This is a genomic window from Nocardia nova, from assembly GCF_002933465.1.
Taxonomy (GTDB): domain Bacteria; phylum Actinomycetota; class Actinomycetes; order Mycobacteriales; family Mycobacteriaceae; genus Nocardia; species Nocardia nova_B.
Genome location: NZ_PSZE01000012.1, coordinates 156,227 through 171,327 on the forward strand (window position 1 = coordinate 156,227; position 15,101 = coordinate 171,327).

Below are 15,101 nucleotides of genomic sequence, written 5' to 3' on the forward strand. Positions count from 1 at the left end.
TGAGCGTTCGAGGAAAGATAGGACGGGCTACGCGCGAATTCTGTCGATGTACAGCAATGTACCGACGGATCATAATCGCGGTGCGTCAGTCTTGTGAGCGGTGAGCAAAGCCGCTGTTACGCCGGGCAGGCCCGCCGCCGATGTACCGAATACTGTTGCGTCCCTGCTGGTTCAGGAGAAGGGTGGTCGGCGCCGAACATTTCGGCGCAGCTTCTGGGCGGGTTCACAACTCCGCCGCGCGTCGTTGGTTGGAGGGTCCAAAGGTGCAATGAATCTCTTCCTTCCTCGAGCACGGTCAATAGCGTGGGCGCCATCGGTCAATGCCCAGGACCGCAGAGAGACGAGTGAGTCGCCGAGATCAGCCGGTGGCCTCTGAACGCGAGACCGGAGGATATTCGTGTCGGATATTGCAATTGTGGGTATCGGCTGTCGATTCGCGGGCGGAATCGACTCGCCCGAGACATTCTGGGACTTCGTGGTCGACAAGCGCGACGGCGTGGTCGAGATGCCGGCGGATCGATGGGACTACCGCAGGTACTACGATCCCGAACCCCGCACCCCGGGCCGCAGCTACACCAAGCGCGGTGCCTTCATGACCGTCGATCCGTGGCAGTTCGATCCCGACTTCTTCGGGATCTCCCCGCGCGAGGCGACGGTGCTGGACCCGCAGCAACGCCTGATGCTCGAGGTCACGTGGGAGGCGCTCGACGACGCCGGGATGGCGGGCCGCGCGGCCGGTTCCTCGGTCGGGGTGTACGTCGGTGGATTCGTGGTCGATCAGTCCGTGATCGGCGTGGTCGGGCCGGCCCTGTTCCACACCGATATGCACACCCCGGCGAGCGCGTCCTACACGATGCTGTCGAATCGAATCGCCTACGCGCTCAATCTGGTCGGGCCCGCGCTCACCGTCGACACCGCCTGCTCGTCGTCGCTGGTGGCCTTCCATCTGGCCTGCCAGGCCTTGGACAACGACGACTGCCGGGTGGCCCTGGCGGGCGGTGTGAACGTGATGCTGCAGCCGGAAACCTTCGTGCTGATGTGCAAGGGCGGCTTCCTCGCCGCCGACGGCCGCTGCAAATCCTTCGACGCCTCCGCCGACGGGTACGGCCGCGGCGAGGGCGCCGGCATGGTGGTGCTGAAGAAGCTCGACGACGCCGTGCGCGACGGCGACCGCATCTACGCGGTGGTCAAGGCCACCGGCTCCAATCAGGACGGCCGCACCACCGCCATCACGGTGCCGAATGTCGATTCCCAGGAGGCGCTGGCCCGCACCGTCTGCGAACGCTCGGGTCTGGCGCCGCAGTCGATCACCTACCTCGAGGCGCACGGCACCGGAACCCTCGTCGGCGACCCGGTCGAATTGCGGGCGCTGGGAAAGGTTTTCGGCGCCCCCGCCGGACGCACCGAGTCGGTCGGCGTCGGGTCGGTGAAGGCGACGATCGGCCACACCGAGGCCGCCGCCGGAGTCGCCAGCGTGATCAAGGCGGCGCTGGCCATCAAACATCGCACGCTGCCCCCGCAGGGCTGGCTGGACAGGCAGAACCCGGATATCCCCTTCGAGGAACTGGGCCTGCACGTGCAGACCGAGGCGCAACCGCTGCCGGCCGACGCCGGCCCGATGTCGGTGGCGGTCAACGGTTTCGGTTACGGCGGAACCAATGCGCACGCGATCCTGCAGGAGTATGCCGGCGCCGTACCGGCGCCCGCCGGGACGCACCGCCACCTCGGCATTCTGCCCATCTCGGCCCGCAGCACCGCCGCGGCCCGCGCGCTGGCCGGGCGATTCGCCGACCTGATCACCGCGGGAGCCGACCCCGATCACCTCGCCGAGGCGGCGTGGACGCGGATGGCGCACCACGCGTTCCGCACCGGCGTACCGGTCGGTGACTCCACCGAGGATCTGGTGCGGGAGCTGCGCGGCTACGCGGCGGGGGAGGGGCGCGACGCCTCACGCACCATCGTGTCGCGCGCACCCGAACCGGTCTTCGTCTTCTCCGGGATGGGCCCGCAGCACTGGCGGATGGGACGGGAACTGCTCGCGGCCGGTGGTGTGTTCGCCGACACCGCGGCCGAGATCGACGCCGAGTTCCGGGCCCTGGCGGGCTGGTCGATCATCGACGAACTGCGCAAGCCGGAGGACGAATCCCGGGCCACCCGTACCGAAGTCGCGCAACCGGCCAACTTCCTCGTCCAGGTCGGCCTGGTGCGCGAGCTGGAGCAGTACGGCATCACTCCGGCCGCCATCGTGGGGCACAGCGTCGGCGAGGTGTCGGCGGCGTATGTGAGCGGCATGTTGTCGCTGCGCGATGCCGTGCGGGTGGCCTACCATCGCGCCCGGCTGCAGGCGACCACCGCCGGCACCGGCGGTATGCTCGCGGTAGGACTGCCGAAGGACAAGGCCCTCGATCTGATCGGCGACGATCCGGGGATCGATATCGCGGCGGTGAACAGTCCCAGTGCCGTCACCCTGTCCGGCGATGCCCAACGCTTGAACTTGCTGGCCGAAAAGCTCACCGAGGACGGCGTTTTCGCCCGCCGCCTGCGGGTGGAGGTGCCGTATCACAGCCGCCTGATGGAGCCGATCGAGGCCGAATTGCGATCGGTACTGGCCGATCTGGAGCCCCGTACCCCGACCGTGCCGCTGTACTCGACGGTGACGGGTGTGCGCGTCGCCGAGGCCGACTGGGACGCGTCCTACTGGTGGTCGAACGTGCGCCGGCCGGTCCGATTCTTCGATGCCGTCGGCGCCTTGATCGGCGCGGGTCATCGGATCTTCGTCGAGGTCGGCCCGCATCCGGTGCTCTCGGGCAATATTCGCGAAGCTCTGCTCGGCGCCGATGTGCAGGGTACGACGGTGCCGACGCTGGACCGCGAACAAGCGGATTCCGACAGCCTGCGCCGCACCCTGATCGGTCTGCACGCCGCCGGTGTCCTCGACCGCGATCTGCTGTTCCCGCCCGATCGCCCGGCCACCCCGCATCTGCCGCTGCCCCGTTACCCGTGGCAGCGCACCCGCTTGCACTCGGCGCTGCCGCTGTTCGAACAGGCCCGGCTCGGCACCCCCGGCTCCTACGCCATGCTCGGCGATCCCGATGTCGAAGGCCGGCCGGAATGGCTGCTGCAGGTCGGCACCGAATTGCTGCCGTGGCTGTCGGATCACGTGGTCAACGGCATCAAGATCATGCCCGGGGCCGCCTATCTGGACGCGGCGCTGAGCGCCACCACGTCGCGGATCGGCTCGGAACAGGTTGCCCTGGAAGGGGTTCGGTTCGTCGCACCGCTGATCATGGGTGCTCCGGACGTACCGCTGGTCGCGCTGAGTATCGAGGAGGCCAGTGGCCGGTTCCTGATCCGGTCGCGCAGTGCGACCGGTACCGCGTGGACGGTGCACGCCTCCGGACGCACCCTCACCGGCGGCCACGAGCAGACCACTGTCGACGTTCCGGAGATCGAGGTCGGCATCGACGTCGACCCGGCAATGTTCTACACGGGCCTGGCCGCGGCCGGCCTGCAGTACGGCCCGTCGTTCCGGCGGGTCACCTCGGTGCGGGTCGGCCGCGATGTGGTGGTGGCGACCGTCGACGGCGCCATCGCCACGGACTCCGGTCATCTGGCGCATCCGGCGGTGGTGGACGCCGCCATGCAGTGCGCGGCCATGCTGTTCGCCGACGAACGCATCGACGAGGGCGTGATGGTTCCGGTCGGCGTCGCAGCGGTGCGCTTGCTCGCGGCGCTGCCCGAGACGGTGACGGTGGTGGCCCGGCGCGATCCGAACGCGCGGCTGCGTGCCGATGTGGATCTGCTCGACGCCGACCACAAATTGGTCGTCCGGCTGTCCGGCCTGCAGATCGGCGCGCTGCGGCCCGGCGACGATCCGCTGCACCGGATGGCCGACTTCTACTACGCCGAGACCTTCGAGGAACGGGATCCGATCGACCCGGCCGCACTGGCCGAGGCCGGTTCGGTGAGTACCGTGGTGGTCCGCCTCGGCGAGACCGCACGGGCCGACCAGTTGATGGCCGTGCTTCCGGATTCCCGCCTGTACGTGGTGGATTCGACCGGGCCGGAGCTGGAATCCGAGCTCGTCGCGCAGTTGCGCGCCGCTCGCGGCGAGCCGACTCGGCGGTTGCACATCTGCGTGGTCGCCGGTGCCGTTGCCGATGACGTGGCGGAGTTGTGGACGCTCAAGCGCATCGCGGTGGCTGTCGCCGACTTCGTGGAACCGCGGAGCGAGAACGGCGCTCCGCAAACGATTTTCGGTGATGGCCTCGTGCATTGCACCCTGGTCACCGAATCCGCGTTCGCCCTGCCCGGCAGTTCCGCCGTTCCCGACACCGGGCAGGCCGCGCTGGCCGGCGCGCGGCGCGTCCTGCTCAACGAGCAGACCGCACTGCGGTGGCGGCTCGTCGACACCGACTCCGCCACACCGGTCGCCGATCTCGTGGCGGAGCTGGCGGTGCCCGGCGCCTTCTCCCTCGACAACAGCGACGAGGTGCTGTTGCGCGCCGGTAAACGCTGGGCGACGGTGATCACCAAACCGCTGCCCGAACGGCTGGAAGCCCTGGAAACTTCGGCGCCACTGACGGATCCGGAGGCCAACTTCGAACTCGACATGCCGCGCACCCGGCTGCTGTCGGCACTCGCGTGGCGGGAATGCCCGCGCGTGGAACCGGGCCCCGGCGAGATCGAGATCCGGATGCAGGTCATCGGATTGAACTACAAGGATCCGCTGAAGGTCATCGGGCTGCTCGGCGAACGTGAGCTGGCACCGACGTATTTCGGCACCGTGCCCGGTATGGAGGGTGTCGGCACCGTGGTGCGGGTCGGGCGGGGCGTCGAGGATGTCGCGCCGGGTGATCTGGTCGGTGTGGCCGCCAAGGGCATGATGCGCCGCTTCGCGGTCGTGGACCGGCAGCTCGCGGTCGTCCTGCCCGAGGGCACCGATCCGGGTCACTGCACCAGCATCATCGCGTTCGGCACCGCCGAGTACGCGCTGCTGGATCTGGCCCGGCTGGAACCGGGGGAGACGGTGCTGGTGCACGGTGCGGCCGGTGGTGTCGGCACCGCCGCGATCCAGGTCGCCAAGGCCCGGGGCGCCACCATCATCGGCACCGCGAGCACCCCGGAACGGCGCGCGCACGTGCTGGCGATGGGTGCGGACTACGCCGTGAATTCGCGGTCGCTGAACTTCGTCGACGAGGTCGCCGCGATCACGGGCGGCGCGGGCGCCGATGTGATCATCAGCAGCGCGCCCGGTGAGATCCTGCGCCAGAACTTCAACGCCGCAGCCGAATTCGGTCGCATCGTGGAGGTCGGCAAGGCCGACATCTATACCGGCGGGCTACTGGAGCTGGCCAATTTCGACAAGAACCTGTCGTACTTCTCGATGGACCTGGACCGCCTCGTCAAGGTGAAGCCGCAACGGCTCGTGGCCCTGCTGCAACGGGTGTTCGAGAAGGTCACCGAAGGCACCTACCGCCCGCTGCCTTACCACATGTTCGACACCGCCGAGGTGAGCAAGGCGTTCGAGGAGACACTGCGCTCGTCGCGGCCGGCCCGGATCGCGCTGCGCATGGACGCGGCGGAACCGCCGGTGCGCCCGTACCTGTCGGATGTCGAGATCAGCGACAGCGCAACGTATTTGATCACCGGTGGTTTCGGTGGTTTCGGTCTGGCGATCGGCCGCTGGCTGACCTTGCGTGGTGCGCGGCGGCTGGTGCTGGCCGGGCGGCGCGGCGCGACCACCGAGGCGGCGCGCCGTGAGCTCGAGGCGTGGCGCGCGATCGGGATCGAGATCGTCGAGGAACTGCTCGACGTGACCGACGCCGAGGCGGTGGCCGGTGCGATAGCGCGCATCCACAGTGCCGGCCATCCGCTGCGCGCGGTGTTCCACGCCGCGGGTGCGGTCGCGGACAACAATCTCGCCAAGATGGAACGCGCCCAGCTCGAACGGGTCTATCTGCCGAAGGTGCTGGGCGCGCAGATCGTGCACCGGGCCGTCGCCGATGCGGGCATCGACCTCGACATGTTCGTGTTGTGCTCGTCGGGCGGGTCGATGTACGGCATCTACGGCCAATACAGCTACTGCGCGGCCAATGTCGCGGTCGAATCGCTGGCGCTGCGCTGGTCGCAGGCGGGGGAGCGGGCGTTGTGCGTCGGCTGGGGTCACCTGTCCGGTGCCGGCGGCATGGCGGCGAACGAGACCTCCGAGAAATATCTGGACCTGGTCGGATTCGGTCCCATCGAGATGGGCGACGCCACCGCTTATCTGGAACAGTGCCTGCGCCTGGGAGCCTCGCGCGTGGCCGTCATCCCGACCGATTGGGCCAAGCTCACCGGTACCTTCCCCCAGCTGGCTCGCACCGGCCGCACCGCCGCACTGGCCCGGGCCTCGGCGAAGGACACCTCCGAGTTGGCCCGGTTGCGTGAGGAACTGGCCGCGATGGAGGAGTCCAAGCGCGGCCCGCACATCGCCCGGCTGATGGCCGGTGAACTGGCCGTCGTCATGGGTGTGGATGTCGACACCATCGATATGACGATTCCGGTGCCGGAGCTGGGCCTGGATTCGCTGATGGCGGTCGAACTCGGCGCGCGCGTGACCAAGACGCTCGGCATCGACCTGATGTCGTTGCAGATGGGACGCTCGTTCAGCCTGGAGCAGGCCGGACCGAAGGTCGCCGAGCTGATCCTGGCGCACGAACCCGGTGGGGCTCAATTGGATCCGGCGGCCGTGGCCGCGGCGGTGGACGGGGCCGTCCCGAGCGGATCACAGCCCGCGGCCGAGTCGAACGGCCACGACGCGCCGGCCGGTGCGGTCGCGGAGATGGCGGGAGTCAGCTGATGGCCCGCCATTTCGATGCCCACCGGTGGAAATGAGGTAGTCGTGGTCGACTTCGGACTCATCGACGAATGGTCGCCGCCGCCGGGGCGGATGGTCACCTGGGTCGCGTCACCGCAGGCGGTGGCGCGGGCCCGGACCGCCCCGGTGCATCCGGCGCCCCCTTCGCTGCAACAGCAACAGTATCTGCGCCAAGCGGATCGGCACGCCGCCGCCGACTTCCGCTTCTCCGGGCTGTGCCTGGCCACCGCGCGGATCCCGACCGGTGGCCTGGACCGGGACGCGATGACGCGGATCATCAACACCTTCCTGTTGCGCCACGACACGTTCCGCACCTGGTTCGACATCGACGCCGACGGCACCGTGCGGCGGCATCTGGTGCCCGAGGAGGTGGTCGACTTCATTCCGATCGACTACGGATGGATCGACGATCCGGCCGCGATCCGTCAGCACGTCGAGAAGACGACTCCGGATCCGTTCCACTGGGATTGCTTCACCTTCGGAGCCGTCGAACACGGTGACGCGACCACGGTCTACCTCGCCGTCGACCACCTGCACACCGACGGTCTCGGGCAATACCTGTCCGCATCCGATTTCGCGCAGCTGTATCTGGCCGAACTCGGCGGCGAGGCGGACCCGCTGCCCCCGGCGGCGAGTTATCTGGACTACTGCGTCGCCGAGCGGGCCTACAGCGAGACGCTGACGCTGTCCTCGCCGGGTGTGCAGAAGTGGTTACAGTTGTTGCGCGGCAACGATAATCGGCTGCCGTCCTTTCCGCTGGACCTCGGCAAGCGCTCCGACGGTTACAACCGCAGCGCTCATCGGACGGTGACCCTGCTGGACGAACAGCAGGCGCTGGTCTTCGAAGAAGTCTGCCGGGCCAACGACGCGGAATTCGTGGGCGGGGTCTTCGCGGCGGCGGCCCTGGCCGAACGCGATCTCACCGATTCCGACTACTACTTCGGAATGACTCCGGTGAGTACGAGAACCTCGGCGGCGGAGGGTAATTCGGTCGGCTGGTATGTGACGCTGGTGCCGGTGGCCTTTCCACTCGGCCCCGGCACCCCCGTCACCCGCACGCTGAAACTGGCCCAGCGCGCCTACGAGAACGGGCTCCGCCTGGCGCCCACCTCGTTCCACCGGGTGCTCGAGCTATTGCCCGCCGACTCGGAGATCAAGGCCGAACCCGGCTGGGTCACACCGATGATCTCGTTCATCGACGCCCGCGACTTCCTGGGCCACGAATTCTTCGACGAGGTCACCGCCGGCGTCTACGCCAACCGTGCCGCGTCGGAAGAGGCGCTGATCTGGGTCAACCGGCTGCCGTCCGGGACCACGCTGAGCGTCATCTATCCCGACACCGCGGTCGCCCACGACTCGGTCGAGCGCTATATCGCGGCGATGCGCTCGGTTTTCGCGTCGATCATCGACAGCGACGCGGAAACGAACTGAACTACAGGAGGTTTCGTGGATTCAGGAGGTACGGTGCCCACCCTCTTTCGCGACCCCGGCATACCCGACGGCGAAAAATGCCGGTACACCGTCGCAACCGACGGGCGCAGTTCGGGTTTCGAGCTGACCAGCGTCGTCACCCACGAGAACGGCGGGTACCGAACGCTGCTCGAGGCATCGAGCGGCGACGGCGAACTGGAACTGACCGTCGACCAGCGCTTCGGCCGGCTCGACGGATTCCTGCGCGCCGAGGACTACCGCGCCGAAACCCGCTCTCGCGGCGCGGTGGTCTCTCGCGAGGAGGCGCATTTCATCGACACCGTCCACCTCCCGATAGGCGGCGCACCCACACCGTTCCCCACCGACGTCATGCCGATCGTCGGCGGCCTGACCCTGCTGCGCGGCCTCGACCTCACCGAGGGCTCGGTGCAGTCGATCGATACGTGGCTGGCCTTCTCGGTGCACTGGCCTTTGGTCGCGCGCGTGGACAAGCGCACGGACTCGGTGGTCGGCGCCGGCGAGATCGAATGCCGCCAGGTGCGCCTGCGGCCCAGCTTCGGGCAGGTGAACATGTTGCTGGACAAGATGATCGGCGGGCTACTGCCACCGTTCGTGGCGCATATCGAGGTAGCACCACCACATCGTGTGGTGCGCGTGAGTTTTCCGACCGAACTGGCCTTGTCCGCGCCTCGTAGCGTGATCGAGCTGGCCGGATGAGGGAGAATACCCTCGGTGGGCCGGAAAGCGTTGTCCTGCTTCCCGGTTCGTCACCTTCCGAAGGGACGGCGTGGCTGGCCTTCGCCGGCTGTCTGATCGCGGTGTTCATGCAAATGATCGACGTGACGATCGTGAACACAGCCCTGCCTCGGTTGACGTCCGATCTGGGGGCCTCCCGCTCGGCGGAATTGCTGGTCATCTCGGGCTATTCGCTGGCCTTCGCCTGCACGTTGCTCAGTGCCGCCCGACTCGGGGCCGTGCTCGGCCGCCGTATGCTGTTCCTCGCCTCGGTGGTGGCGTTCACCGCTGCCTCGGTGTGGTGCGGATTGTCCACCGGCGCCGATGAATTGGTCCTGGCACGCATAGTTCAGGGCGTCGCGGGCGCGGGCATGGCGGCGCAGACCATCGCCATCCTTATCGCCAGCTTCCCTCGCGAACGCCATTCCCTGGTCTTCGCCATGTACGGCGGGGTGGCCGGTTTCGCCGGTATGCTCGGCCCCATCCTCGGCGGCGCCCTGCTCACCGTCGACATCGGCGGCTGGGGCTGGCGCACGGTCTTCCTGATCAACCTCCCCATCGGCATGGTCGCGTTCGCCCTGGCCTGGCGTTTTCTGCGGATCGGCCGACCGGCGTCACCCGAGCGCCTCGACCTCGGCGGCGCGGCATTGTCGGGCGCCGGGCTACTGCTGCTCGTCTCTGCCCTCGCCCTGGTCCAACAGCACGGCTGGCAACCCCAGCCGTTCGCCCTCGTCCTGGCCGGGGTAGTGGTGTGCGCTCTGTTCGTGGCCCACCAGATCAGGCGTTCGTCTCGCGGAGCCGGCCCGTTGATGCGCCTGGAACTCTTCTCCGACAGAGGCTTCCGTATCGGCTCGATCCTTATCTGCGTCTTCTTCGGCCTGTTCACCGCCTTCGTTTTCGCCGCCTCCATCACCATGCAGGACGTCCTCGGCTACACGCCTTGGCACACGGCGATCGTGATGACGCTATTCGCTGTGGGAGCTGGCGCAGGAGCGATCGCCTCCCTGTTCCTGGTCCGCCAGTGCGGAGTGCTGATCCTGGCCGGCGGAGTAACCCTCTACGGAGGCTGCATGGCCGGCGGCGCCATCTACCTCCACCTGACCAGCGGCATCGCCAACCCCCTCATCGCCACCCCCGCCGTGTGCGCAGCCGGTTTCGGAGTAGGGATCTTCGCAGTCCAAATCCAGCCGATCATGCTGTCCGGCCTGAACGCCGACCACATGTCCGAGACATCGGGTGTGGTCCCGACCATCGAACAGATCGGCAACGCACTGGGTTTGGCAGTGCTGACCACCCTGTTCTTCCGCTCCCACACCCTCAACGGCGCGATCACCATGATGTTGGCCTTGGCCGTGGTGTCGTTCGGTCTGGGGGCGCTGACGTTGGCTCTGCCACGAGCGCAGAACATGAACTGAGGCTCCCGCCGTGCGTGTCGGCTGTCATTCGCTATCCGGCGGCACACCGGGATGTGGGCTCGAGCTCGCCCACCCGCTCTGCCGCCAGGGCAGCAGGGCCGAGCTGGCGAGCACCGCTGCGGTCGCGCAGCCGATCGCCACTCGCGTGCTCGTCGCGCCGGCTATGAGCCCGCCCAGGGCGATGAACGCGGGCTGGACGCTCTTCGAACTGATCGACCACGCGGTGCGGACGCGGCTCATGTGATCGTCGGTGGTGCAGTTCATTCGGTAGGTGGCGAAGATCGGGTTGAACACTCCGGCGCAGAGCAGCAGGAGAGTTTCGGCGGACAGGATGACGAGAAGTCCTCGCGTACTGGGGCCTGCGATCAGGAGTAGCCCCATCCAGCAGGTTCGCAACGTACCGGAGCCGAGGAGGACTGCGCGTCGACCGAATCGCGCGACAAGTCTCGGGCTGCACAGCGACCCGATGAGGCCACCGAGGCAGGGCAGTCCCAGGGCGAGTCCGTACTGCCACGGTGCGAAGTGCAGTTCGCGCAGTATGAGCAGGGCGAGCAAGGGGGTGGTGAGGGTGACTGCTCCGCCGAAGAGCATGCCGTTCCAGAACAGCCGGCGCAGTACGGGGTGATCGAAGATGTAGGTCCATCCGCTGTGGATCTCGCGCCGCCAGTGGTGGCCTACCGGTGCGTGCGCTGGTATCGGTTCGATGGTCGCGATGCTGCGGATCCCGAACGCGGACAGCAGATAGCTGACCGCGTCGAGCGCCACGGTGATCGTCGCACCGAACACCGTGACGAGCAGGCCGCCGATCGGCGCGCCGATGGTGGATGCGGTCCAGAAGGTGGCTTCGAACCGGCTATTGGCTCGCACGCGCTGCGGCTCGGCGACGACGGCTTTGACATAGGCCTCGTTGGCGGCGTTGAACACCATTCCGCAGAGGGTTTGCAGCGTGAGTACGACGCAGAGTTGCCCGTAGGTAAGCGCACCGAGCCATGCGGCCAGAGGAACACTGGCGAGGGCCGCGAACGAGACGAGGTCGGCATGCATCATGATGGGTCGTTTGCGACGGAACTCGATGAACGATCCCATCGGCAATGCGATTGCCGCACTGGCAAATCCGGCCAGCGCCGCCATCAGCGAGACCTGCAGCGCGGAGGCGTGCACGACGAGGACGGCGACCAGTGGGAGAGCACCCGCGCCCAAGGCACTGCCCATCCGACTGACGGTGGAGGCGCGCCACAGGCGATAGAAGTCGGGTGAGAGTCGATCCGTCTGCGCGGTAGTACGTGTCACAGGCCGACTCCGATCCATCGGTGGTGGCGCCCAGCTGTACCCGCGGCGACCGCTCGCGGACACGAGGTGGTGTGCCGTCGCGGATCCCCCGATTTTCGCTGTTCCGGGGTATCTTTCGAAAGTCGGTGCGGCGTCGGCCGCCGCCGACCCGCGCCCTTGGGTGCCGGGTAGCCGGGACTGTTCCACTTCTGCACGACCTTCGGTTCGAGTACGACTCCGACAGGACGGGTGTGTTGTCGTGAAATGTCTACGGGGCATTGTGGTCACGGTGGCGATGGGTTGTGCGCTGACCTCGGGGCAAGCTGCCGCGGTCGCTGACCCGTCGGCGCTGACCCCCGCCCCGACCACTGCCGCCCCGACCACTGCCGCCCCGGCCACCGCCGCCCCGACAGCTCCGTCGGCATCCGGTCCCAGCGTGCCGTCGACCACCGACCGGCCTGCGCCGCCTGCCTCCGGTCCGGATGTGCCGCCGGCGTCCACTTCCGCTGTGCCGCCGGCGGCCGATCCGGGCGCTGCAGCGTCCTCCGATCCGAAACCTTCGGTCGCCCAACAGGATCCGGGCCCGTCGGCGTTCCAGAAATGGCTCGACGACACCATTCCCGCGCCGACGTCCGTGCTGCCCGGGATCGGGTCCGCTGCCGCCGATCCCGGCGGGGCATCGGACCCGCAGGCGCTGTGGAAGGCGATTCAATCCAGTCCGACCGGTGATCCGTTCTTCGACGACGCTCCGCCGGATCTCGCGCAGTACGCACCCGGTGACGTCATCGAATCGCGTGACGTCAGCTGGCCGGGGGTTCCGATGGTCTTCCTGACGGTGCTCACGCCGGTTCAGCGGGCGATACAGCTGAAATTCCGGACCACGAACTCCTCGGGTGCGCCGTCCTTCGGGACCGCGACGCTGCTGTTGCCCTTTGCCCGGTGGAGCGGGCCCGGAACCCGGCCGGTGCTGCTGAACGCCCCACCGATCAACGCGCTCAACCGACGCTGCACTCCCGGCTACGTGTTCTCACACGGATTCGACATCACGACCGGCGGCACCGGCAATGATTTCGTCCCCTCACCGACGATGTGGGCCGCGAGCCGGAACTACGCGGTGGTGATCCCGGATCACGAGGGACCGTTGATGGCGTATGCCGAGCCGACCGTGGCCGGCCACATCATGCTCGACACCGTGCGTGCGGTACGGCATCTGATGCCGGACGAGTTCGGCGAGAGCCGTTTCGCGATGACCGGCTATTCCGGCGGTGCCATCGCCAGCTACGCCGCCGCGATGCTCTCGCGCGAATACGCCCCGGAACTGGCACCCAACCTGGCCGGTGCCGCGATGGGCGGCCTGCCCGTCGACTACGAATCCTTCGCCAAGACCTTCGACGGCACCTACGCCTCGGGACTGATGCTGACCGTGACCCTCGCGCTGGCCCGAGAGCATCCCGACATCCTCGGCCGCATGAATCATCTGGCGCAATGGGCGGCCATTTCCCCGCTCAAAGACGTGTGCAGTTCGACCATGGCCGACATCGGCGTCTTCGTACCCTTTGCGGCCGTGGCCGATATGGCCGACCCGCTCCACACCGAATTCGCCGACATGATGTTCCGGCGGTTGAGTCTGAAAGGCAAGAAGGCCGGCATGCCGATCTATGTCTACAACGGTGTGCACGATCCCTGGATGCCGGTCGCGAAGGCCGAGGCGTTCTATGCCGAACAGTGTGCTCTGGGAGTTCCGGCCACGAAGAGCATCGTGGGCGGGGAACACATACTCGGCTACTTCGACGGCTTTCTCGGATCGACGCAGTGGCTGGGTGAGCGCTTGGCGGGTGTCCCGGCGCCGAACGCCTGCGAAGTGGCGCCGCGCGCGGATGCCGCAGCACAGCAGAGCACCTCGAACAGTGCGCCCAGCGAGGTCTCCCGGCCGAGAAACCCTCCGCAGCACCCGTAGAGCGAGTGCCGAGTCGATCCACCGATCCACGACAGCATCGCTGACATCCGGCGTATCGCGTGATCCACGTCACTCGTTGTCACAGCCGTGCGGGATGCGGCGTCGTATGCCCGACACCCTCAGCACACGGAGGAAAGACGATGAACAACTACGAAGTCGTGGTGATCGGCGGCGGATACGCCGGTGTGATGGCAGCCAACCGTCTGATGCAGCGAGACGACGTGCGGGTGACCCTGATCAACCCACGCCGGGTCTTCGTTCCGCGACTGCGGTTGCACCAGTTGGTGGGTGCGACTCACGAGGCGGTCGTCGACTACCAGGACGTCCTCGCCGAGAAGGTACGGCTGGTCGTCGACGGCGTGACGCGGATCGACGCAACCGAGCGCACCGTGCACTCGGCCGACGGCGGCAGCATCGGATACGACTATCTGATCTACGCCGTGGGGAGTGGGACCCCCACGCCGCAGGTACCGGGCGCGGCCGAATTCGCCTATCCCGTAGCGACTTTGGAGGCGGCGCAGCGGCTCCGATCGGTCCTCGTCGATACGCCCTCATCGGCCCCGGTGACGGTGATCGGGGGCGGGCCGACCGGGATCGAGACCGCCGCCGAGCTGGCCGAGCAGGGACGCACGGTCACCTTGGTCTGTGGCAGTGTTCTCGGACCGTATCTGCACCCGAAGGCGCGGCGCACGGCCCACAAATACCTCGCGAAGCTCGGAGTGAAGGTCGTCGAAGGTCCCGATGCGACCGTCACCGCGATCCGGCGAGACGTGGTGAAACTCGGCGACGGCCGAACCTTGGTGAGTGCCGTGACAATCTGGGCTGCCGGCTTCGGCGTACCGGATCTGGCCGCTCGCAGCGGATTGAGCGTCGATGCTGCCGGACGCCTGCGCACCGACGAGACACTGACCAGTGTCGACGACGAACGCATCGTCGCGGCGGGTGATTCGTCGGCGCCCTCGGATCTGCCGTTCCGCATGAGTGCCTACACGGCGTACTGCCTGGGAGCACACGCCGCCGATACGGTGCTGCATCGCATCGCGGGTGAACAGCCCGCACCCGTCGACCTCGCCTTCCCCGCGATGTGCCTCAGCTTCGGCCGGGACGCGGGGATCTACCAGCTCGGTCACAAGGACGAGACCGCCATGCGGTTGTACTTCGGCGGGTTCGCAGGCAAGAAGCTCAAGGAATTCGCGTGTGAGGCAGGAATCAAGCACTTGGCGACGGAGGCCCGCAAACCCGGCTCGCACCACTGGTTCTCCGACGGCAAGCACCGGCCGGCCCAGCTGCGGGCCCGTCGCGGAGGACGGTTGAGTCCAGCAGGATGGTGTACGACTCGGGCGTCAGACCAAATCTGAGCGTGTCGTAGCCGGGAAAAGGGTGGTCACCGCGTGATCCTTCAGAAGACCTACCAAGTCGTTCAGAAGGAAGAAGA

General features: G+C 67.6%; 7 protein-coding genes. 6 read left to right on the plus strand and 1 reads right to left on the minus strand.

Annotation, left to right across the window (positions count from 1 at the left end):
- The first annotated feature begins 397 nt into the window (after positions 1 to 397).
- From C5E41_RS17035 to C5E41_RS17050, 4 genes are read left to right on the plus strand one after another with little or no spacing between them, the layout of a single operon-like run.
- Positions 398 to 6,841 carry a type I polyketide synthase gene (locus tag C5E41_RS17035; protein ID WP_104376804.1) on the plus strand — a complete coding sequence of 2,148 codons (6,444 nt, stop codon included), beginning with the start codon at positions 398 to 400 and terminating at the stop codon, positions 6,839 to 6,841.
- A gap of 42 nt (positions 6,842 to 6,883) precedes the next feature.
- Positions 6,884 to 8,290: a condensation domain-containing protein gene (locus C5E41_RS17040; protein ID WP_104376805.1), complete on the plus strand. Its 1,407-nt coding sequence runs from the start codon at positions 6,884 to 6,886 to the stop codon at positions 8,288 to 8,290.
- A 15-nt stretch (positions 8,291 to 8,305) separates the two neighbouring features.
- Positions 8,306 to 9,007, plus strand: coding sequence for a hypothetical protein (locus tag C5E41_RS17045; RefSeq protein WP_258081029.1), 702 nt, complete (start codon positions 8,306 to 8,308; stop codon positions 9,005 to 9,007).
- Complete coding sequence (locus C5E41_RS17050) at positions 9,004 to 10,440, plus strand: MFS transporter (protein WP_104376807.1); 1,437 nt, start codon at positions 9,004 to 9,006, stop codon at positions 10,438 to 10,440. The genes C5E41_RS17045 and C5E41_RS17050 overlap by 4 nt, the downstream gene beginning before the upstream one ends.
- A 24-nt stretch (positions 10,441 to 10,464) precedes the next feature.
- On the opposite strand, the gene C5E41_RS17055 is transcribed toward C5E41_RS17050, so the two are convergent.
- Complete coding sequence (locus tag C5E41_RS17055; RefSeq protein WP_258081030.1) at positions 10,465 to 11,730, minus strand: MFS transporter; 1,266 nt, start codon at positions 11,728 to 11,730, stop codon at positions 10,465 to 10,467.
- Between the two features lie 238 nt (positions 11,731 to 11,968).
- Here C5E41_RS17055 and C5E41_RS17060 point away from each other — a divergent pair, with 238 nt between their 5' ends.
- Positions 11,969 to 13,666 carry a lipase family protein gene (locus C5E41_RS17060; RefSeq protein ID WP_258081031.1) on the plus strand — a complete coding sequence of 566 codons (1,698 nt, stop codon included), beginning with the start codon at positions 11,969 to 11,971 and terminating at the stop codon, positions 13,664 to 13,666.
- 140 nt (positions 13,667 to 13,806) lie between these two features.
- Positions 13,807 to 15,024 (plus strand): NAD(P)/FAD-dependent oxidoreductase, encoded by a 1,218-nt coding sequence (locus C5E41_RS17065; RefSeq protein ID WP_104376810.1) that lies wholly within the window; start codon positions 13,807 to 13,809, stop codon positions 15,022 to 15,024.
- The last annotated feature ends 77 nt before the right edge of the window (positions 15,025 to 15,101 follow it).